At 40.2% G+C, this 25755-nt stretch carries 23 protein-coding genes; 14 read left to right on the plus strand and 9 right to left on the minus strand.

The window, feature by feature from the left end:
* Positions 1-72: 72 nt before the first annotated feature.
* Positions 73-420, minus strand: a complete 348-nt coding sequence (locus OQX61_RS03755; RefSeq protein ID WP_265840342.1) for a phage holin family protein — start codon at positions 418-420, stop codon at positions 73-75.
* Between the two features lie 18 nt (positions 421-438).
* Here OQX61_RS03755 and OQX61_RS03760 point away from each other — a divergent pair, with 18 nt between their 5' ends.
* The 5 genes from OQX61_RS03760 (at position 439) to OQX61_RS03780 (ending at position 7205) form a co-directional block, all read left to right on the plus strand.
* The gene (locus OQX61_RS03760; protein ID WP_265840343.1) at positions 439-873 is read left to right on the plus strand and encodes a hypothetical protein; all 435 of its coding nucleotides are present in this window, start codon (positions 439-441) and stop codon (positions 871-873) included.
* 175 nt (positions 874-1048) lie between these two features.
* Positions 1049-1513, plus strand: a complete 465-nt coding sequence (gene rimP, locus OQX61_RS03765; protein ID WP_265840344.1) for a ribosome assembly cofactor RimP — start codon at positions 1049-1051, stop codon at positions 1511-1513.
* Positions 1514-1515: 2 nt separating this feature from the next.
* A complete protein-coding gene (nusA, locus tag OQX61_RS03770; RefSeq protein WP_062550746.1) occupies positions 1516-2751 on the plus strand; it encodes a transcription termination factor NusA in 1236 nt (411 codons plus the stop codon).
* Between the two features lie 117 nt (positions 2752-2868).
* Entirely contained in the window at positions 2869-5937 is a 3069-nt protein-coding gene (infB, locus tag OQX61_RS03775) for a translation initiation factor IF-2 (protein WP_265840345.1), read from the plus strand.
* Positions 5938-6056: 119 nt separating this feature from the next.
* Entirely contained in the window at positions 6057-7205 is a 1149-nt protein-coding gene (locus OQX61_RS03780; RefSeq protein WP_265840346.1) for a glycosyltransferase, read from the plus strand.
* A gap of 6 nt (positions 7206-7211) precedes the next feature.
* On the opposite strand, the gene OQX61_RS03785 is transcribed toward OQX61_RS03780, so the two are convergent.
* Entirely contained in the window at positions 7212-8069 is an 858-nt protein-coding gene (locus OQX61_RS03785; protein WP_265840347.1) for an alpha-1,2-fucosyltransferase, read from the minus strand.
* A 51-nt stretch (positions 8070-8120) separates the two neighbouring features.
* On the minus strand, positions 8121-9140 hold the full coding sequence (locus tag OQX61_RS03790) for a glycosyltransferase family A protein (protein ID WP_265840348.1): 1020 nt from the start codon (positions 9138-9140) through the stop codon (positions 8121-8123).
* 213 nt (positions 9141-9353) lie between these two features.
* Here OQX61_RS03790 and OQX61_RS03795 point away from each other — a divergent pair, with 213 nt between their 5' ends.
* A complete protein-coding gene (locus OQX61_RS03795; RefSeq protein ID WP_265840349.1) occupies positions 9354-10088 on the plus strand; it encodes a hypothetical protein in 735 nt (244 codons plus the stop codon).
* 10 nt (positions 10089-10098) lie between these two features.
* Entirely contained in the window at positions 10099-10911 is an 813-nt protein-coding gene (locus OQX61_RS03800) for a glycosyltransferase family 2 protein (RefSeq protein ID WP_265840350.1), read from the plus strand.
* 6 nt (positions 10912-10917) lie between these two features.
* Here the strand turns inward: OQX61_RS03800 and OQX61_RS03805 are convergent, their stop codons facing one another.
* Genes OQX61_RS03805 through OQX61_RS03815 form a run of 3 tightly spaced genes read right to left on the minus strand, consistent with a single transcriptional unit; the run spans position 10918 to position 14675 of the window.
* A complete protein-coding gene (locus OQX61_RS03805) occupies positions 10918-12015 on the minus strand; it encodes a glycoside hydrolase family 99-like domain-containing protein (protein ID WP_265840351.1) in 1098 nt (365 codons plus the stop codon).
* A gap of 10 nt (positions 12016-12025) precedes the next feature.
* Positions 12026-13846 (minus strand): ABC transporter ATP-binding protein, encoded by a 1821-nt coding sequence (locus OQX61_RS03810; protein WP_265840352.1) that lies wholly within the window; start codon positions 13844-13846, stop codon positions 12026-12028.
* A gap of 31 nt (positions 13847-13877) precedes the next feature.
* On the minus strand, positions 13878-14675 hold the full coding sequence (locus OQX61_RS03815; protein WP_265840353.1) for a glycosyltransferase family 2 protein: 798 nt from the start codon (positions 14673-14675) through the stop codon (positions 13878-13880).
* Between the two features lie 184 nt (positions 14676-14859).
* Between OQX61_RS03815 and meaB the strand changes: the two genes are divergently transcribed.
* Complete coding sequence (meaB, locus tag OQX61_RS03820) at positions 14860-15750, plus strand: methylmalonyl Co-A mutase-associated GTPase MeaB (RefSeq protein WP_265840354.1); 891 nt, start codon at positions 14860-14862, stop codon at positions 15748-15750.
* Positions 15751-15756: 6 nt separating this feature from the next.
* Here meaB and OQX61_RS03825 read toward each other — a convergent pair whose 3' ends face one another.
* Entirely contained in the window at positions 15757-16632 is an 876-nt protein-coding gene (locus OQX61_RS03825) for a glycosyltransferase family 2 protein (protein WP_265840355.1), read from the minus strand.
* 72 nt (positions 16633-16704) lie between these two features.
* Positions 16705-17361: a glycosyltransferase gene (locus OQX61_RS03830; RefSeq protein WP_265840356.1), complete on the minus strand. Its 657-nt coding sequence runs from the start codon at positions 17359-17361 to the stop codon at positions 16705-16707.
* A 439-nt stretch (positions 17362-17800) separates the two neighbouring features.
* Here OQX61_RS03830 and OQX61_RS03835 point away from each other — a divergent pair, with 439 nt between their 5' ends.
* The 5 genes from OQX61_RS03835 (at position 17801) to recG (ending at position 22774) form a co-directional block, all read left to right on the plus strand.
* Positions 17801-19126: an OmpA family protein gene (locus OQX61_RS03835; RefSeq protein WP_265840357.1), complete on the plus strand. Its 1326-nt coding sequence runs from the start codon at positions 17801-17803 to the stop codon at positions 19124-19126.
* Positions 19127-19205: 79 nt separating this feature from the next.
* Complete coding sequence (locus tag OQX61_RS24310; protein WP_323670630.1) at positions 19206-19340, plus strand: DUF6728 family protein; 135 nt, start codon at positions 19206-19208, stop codon at positions 19338-19340.
* A gap of 22 nt (positions 19341-19362) precedes the next feature.
* Positions 19363-19749: a RidA family protein gene (locus OQX61_RS03840; RefSeq protein ID WP_265840358.1), complete on the plus strand. Its 387-nt coding sequence runs from the start codon at positions 19363-19365 to the stop codon at positions 19747-19749.
* Between the two features lie 3 nt (positions 19750-19752).
* Positions 19753-20664, plus strand: a complete 912-nt coding sequence (locus OQX61_RS03845; protein WP_265840359.1) for an EamA family transporter — start codon at positions 19753-19755, stop codon at positions 20662-20664.
* A 4-nt stretch (positions 20665-20668) separates the two neighbouring features.
* Positions 20669-22774, plus strand: coding sequence for an ATP-dependent DNA helicase RecG (gene recG, locus OQX61_RS03850; RefSeq protein ID WP_265840360.1), 2106 nt, complete (start codon positions 20669-20671; stop codon positions 22772-22774).
* 30 nt (positions 22775-22804) lie between these two features.
* Here the strand turns inward: recG and OQX61_RS03855 are convergent, their stop codons facing one another.
* Positions 22805-24022 (minus strand): serine hydrolase domain-containing protein, encoded by a 1218-nt coding sequence (locus OQX61_RS03855; protein ID WP_265840361.1) that lies wholly within the window; start codon positions 24020-24022, stop codon positions 22805-22807.
* Positions 24023-24353: 331 nt separating this feature from the next.
* Between OQX61_RS03855 and fumC the strand changes: the two genes are divergently transcribed.
* Positions 24354-25751 (plus strand): class II fumarate hydratase, encoded by a 1398-nt coding sequence (fumC, locus tag OQX61_RS03860; RefSeq protein ID WP_265840362.1) that lies wholly within the window; start codon positions 24354-24356, stop codon positions 25749-25751.
* Positions 25752-25755: the final 4 nt, after the last annotated feature.

Raw genomic sequence — 25755 nt, forward strand, 5'->3', positions numbered from 1 at the left:
ACGGCAAGGTGGGGCTCTTTCCGACCACAATCAGAGTACTTCTTTTGTTATTTAAGCATTTTTTTTCCGGAATTAGTCCTCGTCTGTGCCAAGTACAGTGCCCAGGAGTCCTTTGATTACCGCGACTACAATGGCCAGCAAAGCTGCCGCCCAAAAACCACTGGTATTAAAGGTGGCCATCATGTTGTCTACCAATAAAATCATAAGTACGGTTATGATGAAGGAAACCAGTCCGAGGGTTAAAAAATTAATCGGAAAGGTGAAGATCCTCAATATGGTTCCAATGGTAGCGTTGGCCAGTGAAATCAGCACTGCGGCGAGTACGGCAGTCCAAAAGCTGTCTACATGTACGCCGGGAATAATTTTTGCGCCTAGAAATACTGCGAGTCCCAATAATAAAATTTCTACAATAACCTTCATAATGTTTAATTTAGTGAGATGTTTAGATCTGTTTTCAGGCTGGTTTTGTTGGCTGCTGTGCCTCTTTTCCTTGCCGGCTGTTCCGATGCAAATAATAAGCCACTTTCTATAGATTTCTCTGCAGACAGTTCGGCGATTGTGTTTAAGCACATTGATCCGAGGGGTTTCGTGGAGTTACAGGGGCTCAAAAACAGGGATTCTGTTTTGAAGGATTTAATTTCGGTCTTACAAACGCCTTCGGAAAAGGATTCGCTGATCAGGGAGGCGGCGGTGGCTGGAGAGATCAGGCTGGGCGACAGCTCCCTTGTGTTCAGTCCGATACAACCTTTTGTAAAGGGCAGACAGTATCTGGTCATTACTCATTTGAATATTCAATTCGCTAAGCCGGAAGAAATTATCAAAGGAAAATTAAGCTATACCATTAAGCCGCAACAAAAGGTGTTGAACAGGTAACAGAGCGCTTTGTCGGGCCTGCATTCTATCCCGTATCTTGCTGAAAAAGTTGTACATACCTTACATATATAGTCGTTTCCATTTTTATAATGTAAAAATATTTCATACCTTTGCCGTGTAATATAGGGCAAGAGGGGACAGGAGTCCCCTCTTTTCTTTTATTAGCAAATTGGTTATGCAAGCAGAAAAAAGAGTAACAGAGTTAGTTGAAGAGAAGATTTCGGATAGGCCGGAGTTGTTTTTGGTAGAAGTTAAAATGCTTCCAAACAATAAGCTTATTATTCATGTTGATGGCGATGAAGGGATTAGTATCCAGGATTGTGCAGCGATCAGCAGACATGTAGGTTTTCATCTGGAAGAAGAAAATACCATCGATAAAGCTTATAATTTAGAAGTATCCTCACCGGGTGTTGGTGAACCATTGAGACTTAAAAGACAATATGTGAAAAACATTGGCAGAGAGTTGAGTGTGAAACTAAGCGGTGGAGAAATTAAAGAAGGCAAGTTGCTTTCTGTTGAAGATAACGGCATAACCATCGAAGCGAAGGTTAAAGAAAAAGGTAAAAAGGCGACGCTGGAAACAACCAGTATCGACTTTAGTAGTATAACAGAAACAAAGGTTTTAATTTCATTTAAATAAAAATGAGCAATATTAATTTAATCGATTCATTTCAGGAATTCAAAGAGTTCAAGAACATCGACCGTCCTACAGTGATTAGTGTGCTGGAAGAGGTATTTCGCAGTATGTTGCGTAAAAAATACGGTACAGATGAGAATTGTGACGTCATCGTTAACCCGGACAACGGGGATTTGGAAATCTGGCGTACTAGAAAGGTGATGGAGGATGGTTTTTCTGAAGATGATGACCTGGAGATCGAACTGTCTGAAGTAAAGCGCTTAGATCCTGATATGGAAGTTGGCGACGATTACATTGAGCAGATCACTTTAGAGAGCTTTGGACGTAGAGCAATTTTAGCTGCACGTCAGACGCTGGTATCTAAAGTATTAGAACTAGAGAAAGACGAGATCTTCAAAAAATATAAAGATAGAGTTGGTGAGATTGTAACCGGAGAAGTTTATCAGGTTTGGAAGAAAGAAACATTGGTGCTGGATGATGAAGGCAACGAGTTGATGATGCCAAAAACGGAACAAATCCCGGCTGATTATTTCAAGAAAGGTGATACTGTTCGCGCGGTAATCCTTAAAGTGGATATGATCAATGCAACTCCAAAAATTATCATTTCAAGGATTGCCCCTGAGTTCTTACAACGTTTGTTTGAAATCGAGGTTCCTGAAATTTTCGACGGACTGATCACGATTAAGAAAATCGTGCGTGAGCCGGGAGAAAGAGCTAAAGTGGCTGTAGAGTCATATGACGACAGAATTGATCCTGTTGGTGCTTGTGTGGGTATGAAAGGTTCAAGGATACATGGTATCGTAAGAGAACTTAAAAATGAGAACATTGATGTGATTAACTTCACGAACAACGTTTCATTATATATTACCAGAGCATTGAGCCCGGCAAAAATCACTTCTATTAAGTTAGATGATGAAACGAAACACGCTTCGGTATACTTGAAACCAGATCAGGTTTCACTGGCAATCGGTAGAGGTGGTCATAATATTAAATTAGCTGGTAAATTAACCGGTTATGAGATCGATGTTTATCGTGAAGCAGGCGAAGAAGATGAGGATGTGGATATTGAAGAATTCTCAGACGAAATCGACAGCTGGATCATTGATGAATTGAAATCAATCGGTTGTGATACCGCAAAAAGTGTACTTTCACTTTCAATTGACGAGTTGGTAAAACGTACCGACCTTGAAGAAGAAACCGTCAAAGAAGTGATGAGTATATTAAAATCAGAGTTTGAATAAAACGTTAACTTGAATAGGTGAAAATTATGTGGCCATTAAAAACAAATCACATACCCATGAAATAAACAAGAATAAACGTTACTTTTGTATAAGAATTAAAGAAAAAATAGGATATCAATGTCAGACGACAAACCAATAATTTTATTTAAAGCAGTTAAGGAACTTAACGTAGGCATAGCTACGGCCGTTGAGTTTTTAGAAAAGAAAGGCTTTTCTGTTGAGAATAAACCCACTACTAAGCTCTCCCGCGACATGTATAATGCGCTGTTGAAAGAGTTTCAGGGCGATAAGATCGTAAAAGAAGAAGCCAATCAGATTGTTATTGGTAAAATTCGTCGTGATGAGCCGGAAGCAACTGAAAAAGTTGCGGAAGCACCTAGAAAAAATGTAGAATTCGAAAATGAAGGCATCTTAATTAAGAACCTTCATTCGTATACTCCTCCTGTAGAGAAAGCTAAAGAAGAAACTCCGGCAACACCGGTGGCTCCTGTAGCGGAAAAAACAGAAGAGAAACCTGAAGAGGGAGCATTGCCGGGTGTGAAAATAGTAGGGAAAATCAATTTAGATGATTTGAACACTAAAACCCGTCCGGTAAAGAAAGACGAAGCACCAGAAGTGCCTCAGCCAGTTGCTGAAGTACCTAAAGTTGCGGAACCAGCACCAGCACCTGCTCCAGCGGAGAAAGCACTTGTAGAAGAGAAAGCAGTTGAGAAACCAGTAGAAGCTCCAAAAGCGGAAGTGGTTAAACCTGTGGAACAACCTAAGGTGGAAGAGACTCCAAAGCCTGTTGAGCAACCTGTTGCTAAAATAGAGCCAGAAGTAAAAGAAACTCCAAAACCAGTGGAAGCACCAAAAATAAGTGAAACGCCGAAAGTAGCGGAAACCCCAAAAGTTGAAAAAACGGATGGTGTTGAAGTAATCAAGGCACGTTCTGTAAAACTATCAGGACCAAACATCATCGGTAAAATTGTATTACCGGTAACACCTGATCGTAAATCATCACCTGTAGCCTCATCGGCAGACAGCAATGATGCAAAGAGAAAGCGTAAGCGTAAAAAGACTCCGGGCCATCCTGGCCAGGGAGGTCATACTTCCGGTGGAAATCAGACAACGGCAGGTGGAGCTGCAGGAACAGGCACAACAGCGCCAAAGCCAGCACCTACATTTACCAACAGACCTGATTTCAGGAACAATACGAATAACACTGCCAACAGGCCAAACTTCAGGAACAACAAACCGGGATCTCCTGGTAACGGCCCTAAAGAAGAACCTACGGAAAAAGAAATCCAGGATCAGATTAAAGCAACACTTGCACGTTTAAGTGGAGCAGGTAAATCTGGTAAGTTCGCACAACGTGCAAAATTACGTCGTCAAAAACGTGATGATGTAGCACTTTCTGCAGACGAAGCAGCAATGGAACTGGAATCACAATCCAAAGTGTTAAGGGTGACGGAATTTGTTACGGCAAATGAGTTAGCTACGATGATGGATGAGCCGGTAACAAAAATTATCGGTACTTGTATGAGTCTGGGAATGTTCGTATCCATCAACCAACGTTTGGATGCAGAAACATTAACGATTGTTGCGGATGAGTTCGGTTACGAAATTCAATTCGTGAAACCGGATGATGAAAGCGATATTCTGATCGAAGAAGAAGATAGCGAAGAAGATTTAGTATCAAGAGCACCGGTTGTGACTATTATGGGTCACGTCGATCACGGTAAGACTTCATTGCTGGATTATATTCGTAAAGCAAACGTAGTGGCTGGTGAAGCCGGTGGTATTACACAGCACATTGGTGCTTATATGGTAACCACACCTACAGGTAAACAAGTAACTTTCTTAGATACTCCAGGTCACGAAGCCTTTACGGCGATGCGTGCACGTGGTGCGAAAGTTGCCGATATTGCCATCATTGTGGTTGCAGCGGATGATGCAGTAATGCCTCAGACTAAAGAAGCAATCCAACATGCACAGGCAGCAGGCGTACCATTGGTCTTCGCCTTTACCAAAATTGATAAACCGGGTGCAAACTCAGAGAAAATACGCGAGCAATTATCAACAATGAATATCCTTGTAGAGGATTGGGGAGGTACTTTCCAGTCTCAGGAGATTTCAGGTAAGAGCGGACTAAACGTAGACTTGTTATTAGAGAAGGTATTATTAGAAGCAGAAATGCTTGACCTTAAAGCCAACCCTAACAAACGTGCTACAGGTAGTGTAATTGAAGCAACACTAGATAAAGGTCGTGGTATCGTTACTACGGTTCTTGTTCAGGCAGGTACTTTAAAAATCGGTGATCCGATCTTAGCGGGTAGTTATAGCGGACGTGTTAAAGCGTTGTTTAACGAGCGTGGTCAGAAAGTTGATAAAGCAGGCCCATCAGTACCAGTACAGGTATTGGGTATGCAGGGTGCACCTACTGCAGGTGATAAATTCAATGCATTAGAAAGTGAAGTTGAGGCAAGAGAAATCGCCAACAAACGTCTGCAGTTAATGCGTGAGCAGGGTCTTCGTACTCAGAAACACATTACGCTGGATGAGATCGGTCGTCGTTTGGCTATCGGTAACTTTAAAGAACTGAACCTGATTGTTAAAGGTGATGTGGATGGTTCAATTGAGGCATTATCTGACTCATTATTGAAACTGTCTACGGAAGAGATTCAAATCAATATCATTAGTAAAGCGGTAGGTCAGATTTCTGAATCTGATGTATTGTTAGCTTCTGCTTCTGATGCGATCATCATCGGTTTCCAGGTTCGTCCTTCACCAGGAGCACGTAAGCTTGCTGAGGCGGAACAAATTGACATCAGACTTTACTCGATCATCTACGATGCAATCAATGAGATTAAAGCGGCGATGGAAGGTATGTTGGCTCCGGAATTTGAAGAGAAGATCACTGCTAACGTGGAGATCAGAGAAACCTTCAAAATTACTAAAGTGGGTACAATTGCCGGATGTATGGTATTGGATGGTACGATTACACGTAACAGTAAGATCCGTATCGTTAGAGATGGTGTGGTAGTTTACACAGGTGAGCTGGCTTCATTGAAACGTTATAAAGATGACGTGAAAGAAGTATCAAGAGGTTACGAGTGTGGATTGAACATCCAGAACTTTAACAACATCGAGGTAGGTGACATCGTTGAAGCTTACGAACAAGTTGAAGTAAAAAGGAAATTATAATCCTGAAAAATAAATATTAAAAAGGTGCTGTCCGCTTATGGATAGCACCTTTTTTTGTTTGCAGGAAAATGGATTTTAGTCTTACCTTAGGCTGAAATTTTAGTGGCAAACAATTCATCATGAATATCAAAAGAAGCTTAAAAAAACTCTTCAGAAAGCGTTCTGCCGGAGATAATGGATACCTGGTTAACCTTTATCAAACTAATTATGAAAGGCGTGTGTTGATTTCCTACATCACCGGGCCATTTTTGGGCGCAAATGGATTCATGCATCAAAACTACATCACTTCACATATTGTAGCCGAAAGTTTTTCAGAGCTTGGCTATGACGTGGATATTGTGGACTATTCCGCTAAAGGACTGAACATCGTTTATGAGAACTATGCGGTGATCTTTGGGATGGGCGATAATTTTGAGCGTTCATTTTACCATCCGGCAAGGACTATTCCCAGAATTCATTTAATTACGGGAGCCCATGATGATTTTCATAATGCGATGAGCTTAAAGAGTGTGAAAGATTTTTATGAGCTATCTGGCTTATGGTTAACCAGGGAGGCAAATGTTCAGCCAACTTGTAATTACTATGCGATGTTCAACGCTGATGCAGCTATCATTCTGGCAAGGGGATCTGTTTTTGAAGATTGTAATGCACGGTTTGTGAATAAACTGTATCCGCTGAATAATAATATACTTGGCGTATTTAGTAACCTGCCGCTTAAGACAACCGACTCCAGAACGGCTAATTTTTTGTTTTTAAGTGGGGGAAGGCAAATTACGAAAGGGCTTCATCTTTTGATGGAAGTAGCACGTAAACGCAAAGATTTAAAATTTTATCTGGTGGTTCCTTCAATCGATTCAGCCTTGCGTGATCATTATCAGGATCTTTTGCTGGAAGGCTCCAATGTCTGCTTGTTTGAAAGCCTTAGGATGGATTCTGAGCAGATTAGGGAGATTGTAGGTGTTTGTAGTTATTCGATTGCTCCGAGTTATGTAGATGGGCTTCCGGGAGGGACTATTGAGCCTATGTCCGCAGGATTGATTCCAATTGTAAGTAAGCATTGTGGTTTTGCTCCTGAAAAATTCATTTTTGAAATGGAGGATTTATCAGCCATGGCTTTGGAGGAAGCCATCAACCGGGTGTTGGAACTGGAGGACTCCGAATTTGCTGAACTGAGCAGGCAAGTGAAAAACTATGCGATTGAAAATTTTTCACCGGCCTGTGTAAAGGAAGAATTGAAAGAAATTTTAAAATCCGAGCAGTTAAACTAATCGGTTTTATAGCTGAATCCAGTCGGGAGGAATTATGTTGTTCCCGGCGTATAGCGGATCATTTACCCATTTATTCGGCCCTATAACGATCTTGTTTGGGTGCTGGTTAAGCCAGGCAGCCCACCAGCTGAAACTGCTGTTTGCAATAATATTATGTTTACACTGACTCATCAGCTGCATATCTATGTAGCTATCTTGTCCTTTATTCCAGGAAATAAAGGTCGCTCCTGTAAGACTTAAACTCTCTTTACACCAGCTGATGTCATCTGAAAAGATGAAAAACTGAGGGTTGGCAGTTGTTTTTTGGATCACATCAATGGCTTGTTGATAATAGTCCTTTCCACAGCATCCTCCAAGAAGGGGGTCTTTCAGGTAATCTCCTCTTCTGATGTGTACCGCAATACTATTTGCCTCCTTTATTTGTTGGAGTATCTGTTGATTTTCTTCGTTTAGCGGCAACTTAAAAGTAAAGGCTGCTTTTATTTCTTCTGCAATATCTATGAAGTAGCCCTGGTTTTGCCAATAGCCCCAATAATATAAGAATTCTGAATTTTGAAAGACCCCGGGATCAAATGTAAATGGATGGTCATCTCTTTTATAGGCATTTTTCAAGTTCAATAGTCTCCGGAGTTTTCTCAGTATCCAATTTCTATTGTCAGTATTATAAAGGTCATTTATAAGTGGGGTAACCTTAGTCAGTTGGATATCAAAAATACGTTCCAGCTCCAGTCCATTGTGCAGGGGATAATCTTTAAAGCCCGTCAGATCAGCTTTAACATCCGGAAACCTTTTTTCTATTGCCTTGTAAAATGCGTATTGAAACATTTGGTTACCGAGGCCTCCTAAGAAACGAATGATTTTCATTTATGATCGTATGGTTTATTTGTAATGGGATAAATTGAGAGGAGCGTAGTTTTACGCTGAGAACCTACCAATGCCTTTGATTGTGAGTTTGAATATTTTTCGAAGTTGCCGGCCATTGACATAAGACCATTTGAAAAGGTTTTTGTCGAATAGCAAGGGAAAAGCATTCATTTTAGCTTTCTTTAAATAAAGGACATCGAACCATTTTTCGAACAACATTTTTTCAAAATCGATCAGGGGATATTTTTCAAGTTTACGATTCGTAAACTTTAAGAGCTGGAAAAATTTTCGATACTCAGCTATTTCGTAAAGTTGGAATTCGCACATTAAAATGCTAAAAAGAAGGTCTCCCATGTGCTGATGATCAGGGATATTCAGGTAGGATAATTGATTTCTTTTAATTTCTTTCAGTTTTAATTTGGCAGTTTCTGCTTTAAGTCCTGAAATGTTGTTTTCATGTATTCTATACTTAACAAGAATCTCGTCCAGATTCCCAATCGGGTATTTCTCCGCCATTCGTACAAAAAGTTCATAATCTTCTGCAGGAGCGTAATCCTGATAGCCACCCAGTTCTTTTAATACGGATGTTTTATACATAACGGAAGAATTGATGAACGTATTTTCGAATAACAAAGTCATTTTGATATTGTCGGCTCCAACAGGGACCGTTAGTGCATCATTTTCGATTGCCTGACCTTTCTTGTTGATGATGGTGCCATGACCTCCACATAAGGCGTAGGTAGGGTTCTGTTGAAAAAAGTCATATTGAAGCTCCAGACGGTTCTTTGCTGCAATATCATCACTGTCTAATATGGCAATGAATTCGGTACGAGCTGCCGTCATGGCCACATTTCGTGTATAGGTCAAGCCCCTGTTTTTATCGTTGTGAACCAGTCTGATCCGATCATCATGGAATGTTTCTACGACCTCAACGGTTCGGTCCGTAGATCCGTCATTCACAATTAATAACTCGAAATCATGAAATGTTTGATCAAGAATACTTTGTATGGAATCGCTTATATAGTCGGCTGCATTAAAGGCGGCCATGAAAACAGTTATCTTAGGAGACATGATATTGTATTACTAATTATACCAGATACATTTTGAATCAAATATACAGTTACATTATTTAATGTCGGTTTTTTATCGTTCTTAAAGCCCGGGATGGATATAAATCGCTTAACTACCTAACAATTTTCCTAATTTTACAGCATTCATTTCCAGCTACCAACAAATAGGGCAACCTGGATCTGGATTTTAGTTTACCAGTGCAACATTTTTATCATGAAATATAATTATATCTCCTTTAGCTTATGGGGCGATAAGGAAATTTATACTGTAGGAGCGGTAAGAAATGCAGCATTAGCCAGGGAAATTTATCCAGATTGGAAGGTTATTATCTATTATGATGATACGGTACCTGCAACGATTATTCAGGAGCTGAATGATCTGGGGGTAATGCTGGTTGATATGACTCATTCCGGTATTTATGGATTATTCTGGAGATTTTTGGCTGCAGATTTATCAGATAGCGGACACGTTATATTCAGGGATACGGATTCCCGTTTATCCTGGCGCGAAAAGCTGGCAGTGGAGGAATGGATCAGCAATAACGATATCATTCATGTGATGAGAGATCACCCGGTTCATGATGTTCCATTTGGCGCTGAAAAATTATCTATTCTGGGCGGCATGTGGGGGATAAAAGGGGGAGTTATGGAAATGACAAAGGCAATCCGGGAGTTCTGTAAGGAAAGGCCGGATCAATATGGTATTGATCAGTCTTTCTTAGAAGGTCTTTATAAAAAATTTAAGCATTCAATGACCGTTCACGATGAATTTTTTGATGAAAAACCTTTTCCTTCCAGGCGGGTAGGTTATCGGTTCGTGGGTGAAAGAATAGACGAAAATGAGGTTCCTTTTGGGGAGGATTGGAAAGAAATTAAAGCCTGGGATAAAATGCAGAATCCTTCTTTATTCCGTCAGTGTAAAACCTGGTTCAGGAAAATTTTAAAGTAAATTTATAGCAATGACCTATAGTATTATTGTGCCTACCTATAATTCCGAGAAAACACTTAGCGCGTGTTTAGTCAGCATTATGAATCAGAAGTGTTCCGATTTTGAAATTATTATTAGTGATGGTGTTTCAACGGATTCGACACTAGCTATTGCGCGGGGTTTTAATGATGAGCGGATAAAGATCTATACAGCGCCGGATGCGGGTATCTACGATGCGATGAATAAGTCCATAACAAGAGCAAATGGAGATTGGTTATTGTTCCTGGGCAGCGACGATCTGTTGTTCAATGATGATGTTCTTGAAAATGTAAAAAATCATTTAGCGCTCACTGAGGCTGCTTTCGTATATGGGGATGTGAAAATGGTCGGGGATACGCCATGGGCAAAAGATGGAACTTTGTATAAAGGAGAAACCACGGTGTCGGGTCTGTTTGATGCTAATATTTGTCATCAGGCTATTTTTTATGCCAGAAAGATTTTTGTAGACAGAAAGGTAGGTTATAATCTGAATTACAAGGTTTGTGCAGATTACGATCTTAATCTTTTCTGTGCCTCCAGATACCCAATTCAGTACGTACCTGAGACCGTCTCTTATTTTAACAGCGGAGGGATGAGTTCAGTTGTTCCGGACGCTGTTTTTAACAGAGAGAAATGGTTAAATATTGTATATTATTTTCGGGAAAAGCTGTTTGACGAGAACCTGGCGTCCAGAACAAAAGAGCTAAAAAAAACCTGGAAACGATTTTTTAAGCGCTTCCAGGTTAGTCTGGCTATCCTGGCGTTCAGGATATATATATATCATCGGTTTAAGAAACCAGCTTAAGCTGGTTTACGCTTCTATTCCTCTTTTTAGTGCTTCGAGGTATTGGGTTCCCCATTCTTCGTCGGGTTCCAGGTGACAACCTTCTCCCCATTCATTCCAGGCATTGATAAATAGTAATTGTTCCTGCTCAGGGAATTTTTCCCGGGTATGTTTTGCAAGGTGGCTGATCCATTTTTCAAAAATCTTTGGCTCAGAGCCCAGATAGATCGTCGCATGGATCTTTCGTCTTGCGGAATTATCCCAGGAAGGAAAAGCACATCTAAAGTATTTGTATGGTCTTTCTGCCTTATTTATCAAACTGTTCACCATGGAAGCATAGGAATAAATCCCATTCTGATGATGAACAGATTTTTTGATTCCGGTTTTATGCATTAATTTGTGTAACAGGTATTTAGGGTAGTTGTTTTTTTGAACTTTTTTACCTTTAAATCCAGAATCCGGAGCGAATTCCATGGCAGCATCAAATCCATGTTCTGCAGGGTTCATATTCTTTAAATGGTTTTCTACCCTGATGAGATAGAGGTCATCAAAACCAGCTTTTTTAGCTTCATTGCGCCATAGTTCTGTTGCGGCCATGATATCCGGATGAAGCTCCGTACGGTACATCAGAAAAACTGGTTTATTGTCTATTTTAATATATCGCTCATCTTTGAAGAAAGGCATGAGGTAATCTATATGCTTTTTATCGTCTTCAATAGAATAATGTTGTTCAATTAATACCTCTTTGTCCTGCCCATCCCAGGTGCGGGTCCAGTTTTCATTTGCCCAGCATAAGCAGAATGGCATATCAGGTTTACCTGCATCCAGCATATTATGTAAAGGTTTCTCCAGTAACAGGTGCCCGCTAAACCAGTAATGATAAAAGCAAAATCCCTCAATTCCATAGGCCTTGGCTAACTCTGCTTGTTTTTCCAATACGCTATTATCGCTCAGGTCGTAATAATCTTTATTTACAGGAACATGTGGTTGGTAATGACCTGGAAAATAGGACTTAGATTTTTTTACATTGGTCCATTCTGTAAATCCTTTTTGCCACCATTCATCATTTTCTGGAATGGTATGGTATTGTGGAAGATATATGGCGATGGGTTTCAAATGTGACATTTTTTTATGCTTAATCATTAAATGTTTGTAGCTCGATCAGTTTGTTATAAAGACCTTTCTGTTGTATTAATTCCTGATGACTGCCGCGTTCAACGATTGAGCCTTTATCAATGACCACAATAAGATCAGCATTCTGTATGGTGCTCAATCTGTGGGCAATCACGATAGACGTTCTATTTTGCAGAAGTTTGTTGAGCGCATCCTGAACCAGTCTTTCTGATTCGGTATCCAGTGCAGAAGTTGCCTCATCTAATAACATGATGGGTGGATTTGCCAAGACAGCTCTGGCAATACAGATCCGTTGTCGCTGTCCGCCAGAAAGACGGCCACCTCTATCTCCAACAAAGGTCTGGTAACCATCAGCTGTCTGGATGATGAAGTCATGCGCATTGGCAATTTTAGCCGCATTCACTACTTCAGCCTCTGAAGCCTCTGGATTTGCAAAAGCGATGTTATTAAATATCGTATCATTAAAGAGAAAGGATTCCTGATTTACTATACCCATTTTAGCGCGGATGCTCTCCACAGTCAGGTCAGTATAGTTTATACCGTCTATTTTGATTACACCGGATTTAGGGTCATGAAATCTTGGAATCAGATCCATCAACGTGCTTTTTCCACCTCCGGAAGGTCCTACAAGGGCAACAGTTTTTCCTTTAGGGATTTCTAAGGTAATGTCTTTTAATACCGGCGTCTCTTTGTAACTAAAGCTTACCTTTTCAAAGGATAGCGAATGATTGAACTCTTTTAGCTCGATAGCACCTGGTTTATTGACCATTTCTGGTTTGGTATCAATCAGGGCTAATACCCTTTCTCCTGCGGAAATTCCGGAATGAATTCCACTAAAGGAATCACTGATGGCTTTTACCGGTTGCATCACCTGTGAGAATACAGCGATATACATGATGAAGTCTGAGGCGGTAAACTCCTTACTTCCGCTAATGACCAATCCACCACCATATAATACGATAATGACCACCACCATTATTCCGAGCGTTTGGGAGACTGGTGAGGCGAGCTGTTGTCTTCTAACCATTTTTCTATTCAGGTTAGAATAGAATTGATTTTCAGCATCGAATTTATCTTTAATTCTTTCAGTGGAGTTAAAAGCCTTTATAATTTTGATTCCGCTTAAAGCCTCATCAAGGAAGCCGATCATTTTTGCGAATGATTCATGCGCAGCTGTAGCCTGTTCTTTAAGACGTTTTACAATTCTACTGATGATAAAGCCTGATACAGGGATCACCAGCAAGGAGAATAAGGTTAGTTTAACCGATATGCTAAATAACACAAAAACGTAGAAAAGTAGCTGTACCGGTTCTTTAAAAACAACTTGCAAGGTATTGGTAACCGTGAATTGGACCACCTGTACATCCGAAGAAACTTTAGAAATAATATCTCCCTTTTTTTCATTGTTGAAAAAACCGATATGCAGGTTCATTACATTGCTAAATACCGTTTTCCGGAGATTCAGTAAGGTGTGAACTCTAAGGTCTTCCATGAAACGCTGTGACAGATACCTGAAGAAGTTGGAAAGGACCACGGAGACAAAAATCACTGCACATACGATTTTTAAAGCTTCCGGCTTTCCAAGTGTGGTGACAGTTTGATTGATGTAATTTTTAAATTGTGCAAGTAAATCCCAGTCTCCTGCAACCTTCATGACTCCTGTAGAGGCATTTTTGTCAAAAAAAAGCGTGTCTAGCAGGGGGGCTAAGAGGGTAAAATTAAAGGTGTTAAAAAATATAGCTAGTAGTGTAGCAATGATATATGGGATGGCGAACTTTTCTATAGGTTTCGCAAATGACAGTAATCTAAAGTAAGTCTTCATTTATAAATTAAAATATAAGGTGTAATAAGCATTATACTTGCTCATAGCCGTCATTATTAGTGGTTGATTTTTCAGCTAATGTTTTTCGATAGATCACATCATTGGGAACTGTATTGGCTCTGGAGTTTATTTTGTGAAAAATATGGAAAGCGAGTGCTGCCATTTTCAAACGTTTTCTTTTGATTCCAGCGTGTAATAAACGCGCTCCAAACTCATAGTCTTCGCCTCCCCATCCTTCGAAACTATTATAATAACCATTAACGGCAATATAATCTTTTTTCCAGAAGGCTAGATTACATCCTTTAATATGAAATGGATTCGATGGGTCTAGTATAAATATGCCGCTTAGCAAGGGGAACCTTAATGCATTGAACCTGCTGTATAGCCCGGAAGAGAATATAGAAAAATTGATGTCTTTGTTAGCTAAGATCTCCTTAGATTTTTCTTCTGTAATCATCGCCCTGCTGCCCTGAACAAAATACCCCGGCTGCGCAGCCTTCAGATGGTCTTCAATAAATTTTGGATGGATGATGATATCTCCGTCAATTTCTATAATGTATTCTGAATCGATGTTTTTAACAGATTTGTTTAAAATCAAGCTTTTTCTGAATCCTTTATCTTCATGCCAGATATGTTTGATTGGAAGATTGAAACTGGTTTTGAATTTTTCTATGAGTTGTTTTGTCTCTTCTTTAGATCCGTCGTCAGCGATAATGATTTCATCTGGCATTCTTGTTTGTCCGACTACACTGGATAAAACCAGTTCCAGCGCTTCCGGCCAGTTATAAGTAGAAATTAATAAAGCAACGGATATGGATTTATTTTGCATTCAAATATTGATTCTATAACTAATCTGCAAATTTACATGATTTAATTGTTTAATATAAAGTTTTTATTTGACGGGATGCTCCTCGTTTACGGTTGTTGGGCAGCAGCAGTAAGGGCGATTTAATTTCATGTATTCTTTTGTTAAGGAATTTATATTCTGCTTATTTGCATCAAAAAAATAACCAATGAAAACCATAAGCCAATTCTTATCCGGGATTAAGAAGGGCGATTTCCTGTCTTTAGCCCGGGTGTTAACCATGGTGGAAAATGATCTTGAGGGAAGCAAGGAATTGTTAAGCATCATTCAAAGTAACCCGGATACGCCTGTCTTAGGCATAACAGGGCCCCCGGGTGCTGGAAAAAGTACCCTGGTAAATGCTTTAATCGAAAAGCTTGTCCTTCAGGGTAAGAAAGTCGCGGTGTTGGCGGTAGACCCAACTTCCCCATTTAATTTAGGGTCATTGCTTGGCGATAGGATCAGGATGTCTGCTCATTTTAATAAGCCAGGTGTTTTTATACGGTCGGTAGCAACGAGGGGCTCAGTGGGTGGCTTGTCAGCCCGGATTATTGAGATGGTGGATGTTTTAAGGGCCTCGGATTTTGACTATGTCATTGTGGAAACAGTTGGTGTTGGGCAGTCGGAAATAGAAATAGCTGGATTGGCAGATTTAACAATTGTTGTTTTAGTGCCAGAGGCCGGAGATGAGATTCAGCACATCAAATCAGGATTGATGGAAATCGGAGATGCTTTTGTGGTTAATAAAGCGGATCGGGAAGGGGCTTCAGGTTTTGCGAATAATCTAATGAAAATGCTTCGTCAGCGTAAGCCTGTTATTCCTGTATTTAAGACTGTAGCAGATAAAGCTGAAGGTATAGATGAGCTTTTAAGTTGGATAAACGCGGCCGGGCAGGGAGATCATTCCAGGAAAATATTTCTATATACAGAAAAGGCTTTCAGGCTGATCCAGGAACATAGAATGCGGGATGTAGGAAAGGTTGAGCTTCAGCAAAGAATTGCTAAAGCTTTTAATTCAGATGACTTTAATTTGTATCGGTTCGTCAGCCAGTACGATTAACATGGATTATTTAACCTTTTTGTAGTTTTTGTATTCCATGAGGCGGACGCCGGTTAACAAGTATATCTTCTCTAAGACTCTCCTGCGTAGACTAAGTTTTTTATGTGCTTTAGTCGGGTCAAAATCAAATTTCCAGTTGACGGCATTTATGCGGTTCTGCATGACAGCCGGGTGGGTGCCGGTGAAATGAATTAAGCGATCTGCATTTCCATAATCAAAAGAAGCCGTTTCCGGAATCACTTCTGTCGTGGCATTTTCATCATAGAATGTATTGAAATTCTGTTTTTTTCTCAGCAGGCCAAAAGGTGGTTTTACCCAGCCATAGTGATTGATATAAGCGTCGATTAATTTGACTTTTATCTTTCTTCCATCAATGCGAAAGCCTTGTGCGTCTCTGTAGGATTGTACCGCAAGATTTCTTCTGACAATCCGAACTTCTCTTCTGTACCATCTTCGGGATTCCGCGATATAATCATAAGATCCATAAAAGTGACGGTAATTAAATAAAAGACCTTCTATCTGTTTATCTTGCAGATTGTCTTCCATTTCTTTCCTGATCAGTGGTAAATCATCTTCATGGACACATTCGTCACCCTGAATATAAAATGCCCAATCTACATCCTTAGAGATGGCTGCGAATGCTTTGTCCGTTTCTAAGGCGAAAACACGTCCGCCCTCTCTCAGACTGTCATCCCAGACGGTATCGATGATTTTTATTTTCGGAGATTTCATTTCTTCTATGAGCCTTCTTGTACCGTCTTCACAGTTCCCAACGGCAACAACAAATTCATCGCAAATGGGAAGAATTGAATTAATGGCTTCTACTATAGTATAATCATTAATTACTGCATTTCTAATAAATGTAAAACCGGCAACTTTCATAGTTTCTTTTTGAATCTTCTAATATGGCAAAGGTAATATAATTCGCAGGAAGGTGTTTTTGAGATTTAACTCCTATTTTGGGCGAAGTACAGGCTTTGTTAACTGCATTTTTTTCCAATGTTCTCCATCCTTATATAAGGAGAACTTACTAAACAGGTACTTAAATTTCAGATGACCATCATAGTCTACCCCAAGTGTCCTGTACTTTATGGAGGGGTTTTCTTTTAATGATTCATTAATGGCTTTTGTATATACAGTGGGGCCCGTCATCTGATGAACATCATGGGGATAAGTATTATTGTCAATATTTTCGCAAACGAGTTCGAGGGTTTTTTGCAGGAAAGGATGGCCTGGTTCAAATATTAATGCCCATTGTACATATAGTGAGGGATTTTTTTCACGTGAAATAATGGCGGAGTCATCAGGCTTGATAAAATCATCCAGCTTCCCATTGATCGCGCTGTCGATGTCAATGTAGACGCCACCTTTTTTTAATAAGACAGCATATCTAAAGAAATCTGCTTTAGCAGCACCTATATTCAATCTTTGGTATTTTTTGAGTAGATCCGGCCCAAACTCAGTGGAAAGGAACGATTCTATTCTTTGATCATCATAGAATTCATAAAGATATTCAGGGTTCTTCTTTCTAAATCTTGCAATATGCCAGCGGGTTAAATAGGGCAAGTCAGCGCTTTTAAAGGTTTGATGTATAATTTTTGGAATTGCCATAGAAGAATGATAAAAGAACTGTATGCTATTGGATTAGGAGCAAATGTAGGAAATTGTCTGGAAAAAAGGACTTGCAGGTTAGGTGGAGACAGGACAATTTTGTCAAATCAGGAAAGTTTCATGTCATAAATTTTAACGTTGTGTGTTTTTTACACTTTATGTCTGGTTTTGGTGATAAAGTCATTTTATTTTGACTTAAATATGCTTATTGCCTTGTTTTTCAGTGAGTTTTATTTTTTTAAAACAAAATGCTGCGCTCGTTTGTATGTTCTTATTTGGAAAAATAATCGATTCTGGCACCCTTAGTTTTACCTGATTAGTCACGTCTGGAAACTTTGGAACGGAGTTTGTATATCTATTGTGGGAATTTAAAAAATTGTTTAGTTTTGCTACGCAAAAAATTATACAATTAATTTGTTTAACCTTAAAAAAGAAAATTATGAATTATTCTACTTTAAAAAAGGGTGTTGCAGTCTCTTTCGTAGCATTAATGGGAGCAACGACTCTTGTTAACGCACAAGATGCTCCAGCTACTTCTTCTTCAGCCAAGGTATTTGGTGGAAGAGCACAGTACAGATCATGGTCTATTGGTGTTAACGGTGGTGTTTTATCTCCATTTGTTGCTATCGGTGGTACTAATGACTTTAACCGTGCTGACGTGAACTTAGGTTACGGTTTGTCTTTAAGAAAACAACTAGGTCATGCATTCGGTTTAGAAGGTAACATTTTCCGCGGAAAAGTTTCTGGTACAAACAAACAAGTTGCAGGTTCGCTTCCAGCTGGTATCAAAGATTTTGAAACTGAAATGCAATACTCTATTGACTTAAGAGGTGTTGTTAATGTAGCTACTGTAGATTTCTTACGTCGTGAGAACTCAGTAAACTTCTTCGTAACTGCTGGTTACGGTTTAGTTGCTTACAACCCAATCGTTAACGGTGTTGACAACAAAGGTAAATTTGGTGAAGACAATGATAAAGACTTCATTAAAGAAGCTTATATCCCTGTTGGAGCTGGTGTTAAATTTAAAGTATCTGACCGTGTGTCATTTAACTTAGGTTACACTATGCACTTCATCGATGGTGATAATTTTGACGGAGTATATGCTAAAGCAACTACTAAAGATAAATTCTCATACGGATATGCAGGTCTTGAATTCTCTCTGGGTTCGAAATCTAAACCAAACCTTGACTGGGTTAATCCTTTAGCTTTAATGTATGATGAATTGAAAGATCCTTCATTACGTCAAGAAGTTGAAGCATTAAAAGTTCGTGTATCTAGCGTTGAAAAATCTGTTGAAGATTTGAAAAAAGATTCAGATGGTGACGGTGTTGCTGATCAATTCGATAAATGTGCAGGTACTCCAGCAGGTGTTGCAGTTGACGGTTCAGGTTGTCCTCTACCTAAAGTAGAAGTTGCTGTTGTTGACGCTTCAAATGTAACTGGTTTCGAAAGAATCCAATTTGAATTTAACTCTTCAGTTCTTAAAACTGATTCATACCCTACTTTAGATAAATTATCTTCTGTATTGCGTGATGGTGGTGGTAAAGTAACTGTTAACGGTTATGCTTCAAGCGAAGGTACTGCTGCTTACAACTTAAAATTATCTAAAGACAGAGCTAACTCTGTGAAAACTTACTTAGTTAACTCTGGAGTTAACGCTAGTCAAGTAATCACTAAAGGTCATGGTGAAGCTAATCCAATCGCTTCTAACGATACTGAAGAAGGTCGTATCCAAAACCGTCGTGTTGAATCTGCTAGAAACTAATTATTTCTAAGTAAATATTAAAAAAAAGAGGGCTTCATTTTTGAAGCTCTCTTTTTTTTATGCCTACATTTGCCGGTGTATGTATCTATTTAGAAAGAAAGATCCGAACCGACCAACCAATATCAACCTAAAAATCATGCACGTCATTAATGCCGTTGCAATTGCTGTTTTTGTAGCTGGCCTGCTCTATAAGCTGATCAGCTGGATTTTCTAGAACAATATAAACCTATATAATTATGAAGCAAATATTCAATACCGACGATGCACCAGCTCCGATTGGTCCTTACAGCCAGGCTGTAAAAGCAAATGGTTTCTTATTCTTATCAGGACAGATCGCGATCAATCCACAAAATGGTGAATTAACCATGACTTCGATCTCTGAAGAAACTCACCAGGTGATGAGAAATATTAAAGCCGTACTATTGGAAGCTTCTTATACCTTCGGTGATGTCATAAAGACGACTATATTTTTAACTGATATGGCTTTGTTTAATGAAGTGAACGCCGTATACGGTTCTTATTTCGATAGCAAAAGCAATTTCCCTGCACGTGAAACCGTTGCTGTGAAAGGCTTGCCTAAAGGTGTAAACGTAGAAATTTCTATCATCGCTTCTAAAGGATAAGTTTTGGGGAAATCAAATCTCAGGTACTTCTTTGCCGGCATCCTCTCTTTCGCTATCTGGGGTTTTTTCTCCATTCCACTAAGAAACTTAAAGGCTTTTCCTTCTGAGGAAATCCTTTATTACAGGATCTTTACTTCCCTGGTGTTTCTGTGGATCGCGATATTGGTTTTCAGGAAAAAGCAAATCAGAAAGGACCTGGATTACCTTGCCGGTTTAAGTAGAAAGGATAAGAATACCGTAGCGCTGCAAATCGCAGCTTCTACCGTCCTGCTCACTTCAAACTGGTACACTTATATTTATGCGGTAAATAATGTCAGTCTTCAATCGGCAGCCTTTGCTTATATGGTTTGCCCATTGATTACTGCGTTTGGGGGATTTATCCTCCTCAAAGAACATTTATCGAAATTAAAACTGATCTCCCTGGCCATTGCTTTGGGAAGTATCATTCTGCTGGCCAGCGGTTCCTTTGTGGAAGTGATGTGGTCCGTGATCATTGCCTCCCTGTATGCATTTTACCTGATCATTCAGCGGAAGATGCAAAACCTGGATAAGCTAAATGTACTGGCCTCACAAATCGCCCTTGCCGTGGTTCTGATGTTGCCTTTTTACCTGTTTCAACATGGCGGTATTCCTGATTCTGCCTGGTTCTGGGGCAATATTATTGTGGTAGCAGTATTCTTTACCATCATCCCTCTTTTCCTCAGCTTATATGCGCTGATCGGAATTCCTTCTTCTACCTTAGGAATCATTATTTATGTGAATCCTATTATCGCTTTTAACGTCGCCATCTTTTACTTTGATGAGCACGTAGATTCCAATAAACTGATCGCTTATTTTCTGCTGGTAGTCTCTGTTATCGTATTTAATTGGAGCATCATTAAAGATATCCTTACCTTTAGGAAAAAAAACATTTAAGGTCTTGTTTGCTTCCAGTTTAGATACCACCATCGAATATCTTAAAGGCGTAGGGCCTAAACGTGCGGAACTCCTGCAAAAGGAGCTGCGTATTTTCACCTACGATCACCTGCTCAATTATTTTCCTTTTCGCTACATTGACCGTACCCGGTTTTATAAGGTAAATGAGCTGAACAGCGAATTACCCTATGTACAGGTTTTGGGTCGGATTACCGGAAAAGAACAGATTGGGGAGAAGCATAAGAAAAGGATTGTTGCCCGTCTTACTGATGAAACCGGTTCTATTGAACTGGTGTGGTTTCAAAGTTTGAAATATGTAGACGAGAATGTGCAGCGTGGTAAAGTATACATCGTTTTTGGGAAGCCAACTGCTTTTAACGGCGGATTTAGTATCTCTCACCCGGAACTGGAAAACTATCCAAGACCAGCTACCATCACCGGAAACCTAAGGTTACAGCCGGTTTATAACTCCACGGAAAAGCTAAAGAAATTCTTCCTCGACAGTAAAGGAATTCAGAAACTCCAGACTTTGGTGATTGAGCAAAACCTTGCCGAAGTGAAGGAAAGTCTGCCGGCTTATATTCTGGATAAGTATCAGATGGTGAATAAAAAAGAAGCAATTTTGAGTATCCATTTTCCAAGGGATGTGAAGGCTTTAAAAGGTGCAGAACGCAGGTTAAAATTCGAAGAGCTTTTCTATATACAGCTTCAGTTGTTACACAATAAGCAAATCAGGGAGTGGAAGTTCAAAGGACATCCATTTAACCAGGTTGGAGAGAGTGTAAATACTTTCTATAAGGAAATCCTGCCTTTTGAACTCACCGGTGCACAGAAGCGCGTAATTAAAGAAATCAGAACGGACACGCAACGTGGTATTCAGATGAACCGCCTGGTGCAGGGGGATGTAGGAAGTGGGAAGACCGTAGTCGCACTGATGAGTATGTTGCTGGCAAAGGACAATGGGTTTCAGGCCTGTATGATGGCGCCTACGGAGATTCTGGCGCGTCAGCATTATGAATCTATCACTTCGCTGTTAGATGGCCGCCTGGCTAAAATAGGGATCCTTACCGGAAGCAGTACCAAAAAACAACGTACAAAATTGCATGAGGAACTGGAAGCCGGAGAGATTGACATTCTGGTAGGTACCCATGCCTTGATTGAAGATAAAGTAGTTTTTAAAAATCTGGCCTTAGTAGTGATTGATGAACAACACCGTTTTGGTGTGGAACAACGGGCTAAACTATGGCGTAAAAACGTCATTCCACCGCATATTCTGGTGATGACGGCAACGCCGATTCCGCGTACATTGGCCATGACTCTATATGGAGACCTTGATGTTTCTTCGATCGATGAGCTGCCGGTAGGCAGGAAGCCGATTGAAACCCGTCATTTCTTTGAAGGTCAGCGCTTGCGTATGTTCGGTTTTATGCGGGAAGAGATTGCTAAAGGCCGACAGGTGTATGTAGTCTATCCATTGATCAAAGAAAGTGAGAAACTGGATCTTTTGAATCTGGAAGCTGGAATTGAGCAAATGAGTTATCAGTTTCCCCGACCGGATTTTCAGATTAGTATCGTTCATGGTCAGATGAAAAATGCAGAGAAGCAGTTCGAAATGCAGCAGTTTATTGATGGTAAAAGCCAGATTATGGTGGCCACTACGGTAATTGAAGTAGGGGTGAATGTGCCGAATGCCTCGATCATGATCATTGAGAATGCGGAACGTTTTGGACTATCGCAGCTCCACCAGTTGCGTGGACGTGTGGGTAGAGGTGCCGAACAGTCTTATTGTATCCTGATGTCAGGGAATAAGTTAGGTGCAGATGGACGTCTTCGTTTAGATACGATGGTAAAGACCAATAATGGTTTTGAGATTTCGGAGATCGACCTGCAATTGCGCGGTCCCGGAGACCTTACCGGTACACAGCAAAGTGGGGTGCTGGAATTGAAACTGGCCAATCTGGCAACAGATCAATTGATTTTACAGGAGGCAAGGTCAACTGTAATTGATATTCTCGCGGGAGATCCACAGCTGGAACTCCCGGAAAATAGTCTTTTAAAAACATACCTCGCTAAAAGAAGCAGAGGTATTGCCTTAGATAAAATTTCCTAAATCAGCAAGCTGATCTTCTGTTTTGCTTTATTAGTCCTCGTCGCTGCCTGGTAGCGATCCTGAACCTGAATAAGCTCCTTTTCTGATAACCGGCATACCCAGGTGTTTATACAACTCGTCTAAATGCATTAAACTGCCGTTGGTTAGGTTACCCAGGAAGATCACAACAATGTTCTTTTGCACATCACGGACATAGATGTGTCTGAAACCATGCCACCATCCGGTATGGTAAACTACTTTTCTGCCGTTCTCGCCATCAAACATTCTCCATCCGTAACCATAATTGAAATGGCCGTTGATTGGTTTGTTATGGCCTTTATAAGCCGAATCTAAACTAGGTTTTGTTAGCAGACGACCGTTCTTCAAGGCTTTGTCGTATAGTACTAAATCATGTAGGGTACTGTAAATTCCTTTATCGCCAACAGGTCCGTCAAGGAAATTTTGTACTACGGAATACCTCCAGGTACGATCATGACCCACCACATCAACAGGAATCTTAGGATAAACAGTAGTAGAGTAAACGTGCGTATTCTTCATTCCTGCAGGTTTGAAAATATGCTCCATCATATAATCAGAGTAAGGTTTGCCGGTTATCTTTTCAATGATAGCGGCCAAGACCATATAGTTAGAGTTGTTGTAATGAAAACGAGTGTCCGGTTTGGCATAGCGGTTAGGCTTATGCTCGGCAATCATATTCATGACATCGTTGTTGCTCATTGGTTTTTTCTTGTCTTTCCAGATGCCGTCCGTAAAATAAACATAGTTCATCATACCGCTACGGTGGGTAAGGAGCAATTTAACATTGATCCCCTCATAAGGGAAGTTCGGGTAAAATTTCTTCACGTCATCCGTCAGTTTTAATTTTCCCTGCTCAATCAATTGCATGATGGCAGTTCCGGTAAAAGTTTTGGTGATGGAAGCCAGTTCGAATTCAGAATTGATCTTTAAGCTATCGCGGTGTAAGTAATCTGCCCATCCAATCGCTTTTTCATAAAGGATCTTGCCATCTTTGGCAACGAGCATATTGCCATTAAACCCATATTTTTTATGGAGGTTCTGTACAAAGTCAGCAATCCATTTATCGCCCTTGGCAGGATTATACACCAATAGCAGGCTGTCGGCCTTGTCATCTTCCACTGTCCGCTCTTTACCTGGCTCAGAAAGCACCGCGGGTTTTTTGGAATTTGAACAAGAAAAGAATAATAAAGTGGCTACTGAAGCTACGGCTAGAATATTACGATAAGTCATGAATAATGATGGTGCTTTAAACGCCCGAAAAATAAGGAATATTAACCTTTTAAACGTAAAAGAGTTTTAAACATTATCAGCACCTATTATTTAGCATACTAAATTGTATACATTTGTTCAAATGAGCGTTTTATACGGGATTTTTTCTTGATTTTGCTTTCGGTATCCGGAATTTTTATCCCTTAGGCTTAACCGAAAGCTGGTTTTAGAAATAAAGAACACTCCTTAAAGTTACTGCTGCGTAAATTTTTCTTTACAGCATCAGGTCCCTGGAGAATAGCGCTACCATTAAATTATAAAAAACTAAATTTGTCATCACAAAAAAAACACTATGAATTTTAGAACTGAACACGATACCATGGGTGAAGTGCAGGTACCTGCCGATAAATATTGGGGGGCTCAAACTGAACGTTCACGTAATAATTTTAAAATAGGTCCGGAAGCTTCGATGCCAAAGGAAATCATACATGCTTTTGGCTACCTGAAGAAAGCGGCAGCATTAGCAAACACAGAGTTAGGCGTGTTGACAGCAGAAAAAGCAGCATTAATAGCTGCTGCTTGTGATGAAGTGATCGCAGGTACTTTAGACGAGCAGTTTCCTTTGGTAATCTGGCAAACAGGTTCGGGAACGCAAAGTAACATGAATGCGAATGAGGTAATTGCCAATCGTGCGCATGTGCTTAACGGCGGTACACTTGCTGATGCCACTAAAGTTTTGCACCCGAATGATGATGTGAACAAATCGCAGTCTTCAAATGATACTTATCCAACGGCAATGCACATCGCTGCTTACAAACAAGCAGTAGAAATTACCATTCCGGGATTAGAAAAATTACGCCACACTTTAAGTGTGAAGGTAGCAGAATTCAGCGATATCGTGAAAACCGGCCGTACCCATTTTATGGATGCAACGCCATTGACATTGGGGCAGGAATTCTCAGGATATGTACAACAAATCGACAACAGCGTTAGAGCCATCAAAAATGCTTTAGTGATGATCGCTGAGCTTGCGCTTGGTGGTACTGCAGTTGGTACAGGATTAAATACGCCTAAAGGATATGATGTGTTGGTAGCTGCTAAGATTGCAGACCTTACTGGACTTCCTTTTGTAACGGCTCCGAATAAATTTGAAGCATTGGCAGCACATGATGCCATGGTAGAACTGTCTGCAGCTTACAAACGTACTGCGGTTGCTTTAATGAAAATTGGTAATGACATCAGAATGCTGAGCTCTGGTCCACGTTGTGGTATCGGTGAGATCATCATCCCTGATAATGAGCCGGGATCTTCTATCATGCCAGGGAAAGTTAATCCTACGCAACCAGAAGCATTAACCATGGTTTGTGCACAGGTGATGGGGAATGATGTAACCGTAGGTATTGGAGGTAGCAACGGTCATTTTGAACTGAATGTATTCAAGCCGGTGATTGCAGCCAATGTATTACAATCAGGTCGCCTGATTGGTGACGCCTGCGTTTCATTCAATGATAAATGTGCAGAAGGTATTTTACCAAACTTACCGGAAATTAAAAAGCACTTAGAGAATTCTCTAATGTTGGTTACTGCTTTAAACCCTTATGTAGGTTATGAAAATGCAGCTAAAATCGCTAAGAAAGCCCATAAAGAAAACAAAACTTTACGTGCAGCAGCAATTGAGCTGGCTTTACTAACCGGCGAGCAATTCGACGAATGGGTGCGCCCGGAAGATATGGTTGGCAGTTTAAAATAATTTA

This window comes from Pedobacter sp. PLR (assembly GCF_026239675.1).
In the GTDB taxonomy this organism is placed as follows: Bacteria; Bacteroidota; Bacteroidia; order Sphingobacteriales; family Sphingobacteriaceae; genus Pedobacter.

What these genes read in the sequence shown, in the direction of transcription:
- meaB (WP_265840354.1), top strand. Translation starts at nt 14,860, where the DNA reads ATGAAAACCATAAGCCAATTCTTATCCGGGATTAAGAAGGGCGATTTC.
- OQX61_RS03815 (WP_265840353.1), bottom strand. Translation starts at nt 14,675, where the DNA reads ATGCAAAATAAATCCATATCCGTTGCTTTATTAATTTCTACTTATAAC.
- nusA (WP_062550746.1), top strand. Translation starts at nt 1,516, where the DNA reads ATGAGCAATATTAATTTAATCGATTCATTTCAGGAATTCAAAGAGTTC.
- OQX61_RS03755 (WP_265840342.1), bottom strand. Translation starts at nt 420, where the DNA reads ATGAAGGTTATTGTAGAAATTTTATTATTGGGACTCGCAGTATTTCTA.
- OQX61_RS03825 (WP_265840355.1), bottom strand. Translation starts at nt 16,632, where the DNA reads ATGAAAGTTGCCGGTTTTACATTTATTAGAAATGCAGTAATTAATGAT.
- OQX61_RS03855 (WP_265840361.1), bottom strand. Translation starts at nt 24,022, where the DNA reads ATGACTTATCGTAATATTCTAGCCGTAGCTTCAGTAGCCACTTTATTA.
- infB (WP_265840345.1), top strand. Translation starts at nt 2,869, where the DNA reads ATGTCAGACGACAAACCAATAATTTTATTTAAAGCAGTTAAGGAACTT.
- OQX61_RS03840 (WP_265840358.1), top strand. Translation starts at nt 19,363, where the DNA reads ATGAAGCAAATATTCAATACCGACGATGCACCAGCTCCGATTGGTCCT.
- OQX61_RS03760 (WP_265840343.1), top strand. Translation starts at nt 439, where the DNA reads ATGTTTAGATCTGTTTTCAGGCTGGTTTTGTTGGCTGCTGTGCCTCTT.
- OQX61_RS03790 (WP_265840348.1), bottom strand. Translation starts at nt 9,140, where the DNA reads ATGTCTCCTAAGATAACTGTTTTCATGGCCGCCTTTAATGCAGCCGAC.
- OQX61_RS03780 (WP_265840346.1), top strand. Translation starts at nt 6,057, where the DNA reads ATGAATATCAAAAGAAGCTTAAAAAAACTCTTCAGAAAGCGTTCTGCC.
- OQX61_RS03795 (WP_265840349.1), top strand. Translation starts at nt 9,354, where the DNA reads ATGAAATATAATTATATCTCCTTTAGCTTATGGGGCGATAAGGAAATT.
- OQX61_RS03800 (WP_265840350.1), top strand. Translation starts at nt 10,099, where the DNA reads ATGACCTATAGTATTATTGTGCCTACCTATAATTCCGAGAAAACACTT.
- OQX61_RS03805 (WP_265840351.1), bottom strand. Translation starts at nt 12,015, where the DNA reads ATGTCACATTTGAAACCCATCGCCATATATCTTCCACAATACCATACC.
- OQX61_RS03785 (WP_265840347.1), bottom strand. Translation starts at nt 8,069, where the DNA reads ATGAAAATCATTCGTTTCTTAGGAGGCCTCGGTAACCAAATGTTTCAA.
- OQX61_RS03835 (WP_265840357.1), top strand. Translation starts at nt 17,801, where the DNA reads ATGAATTATTCTACTTTAAAAAAGGGTGTTGCAGTCTCTTTCGTAGCA.
- OQX61_RS03830 (WP_265840356.1), bottom strand. Translation starts at nt 17,361, where the DNA reads ATGGCAATTCCAAAAATTATACATCAAACCTTTAAAAGCGCTGACTTG.
- rimP (WP_265840344.1), top strand. Translation starts at nt 1,049, where the DNA reads ATGCAAGCAGAAAAAAGAGTAACAGAGTTAGTTGAAGAGAAGATTTCG.
- fumC (WP_265840362.1), top strand. Translation starts at nt 24,354, where the DNA reads ATGAATTTTAGAACTGAACACGATACCATGGGTGAAGTGCAGGTACCT.
- OQX61_RS24310 (WP_323670630.1), top strand. Translation starts at nt 19,206, where the DNA reads ATGTATCTATTTAGAAAGAAAGATCCGAACCGACCAACCAATATCAAC.
- OQX61_RS03810 (WP_265840352.1), bottom strand. Translation starts at nt 13,846, where the DNA reads ATGAAGACTTACTTTAGATTACTGTCATTTGCGAAACCTATAGAAAAG.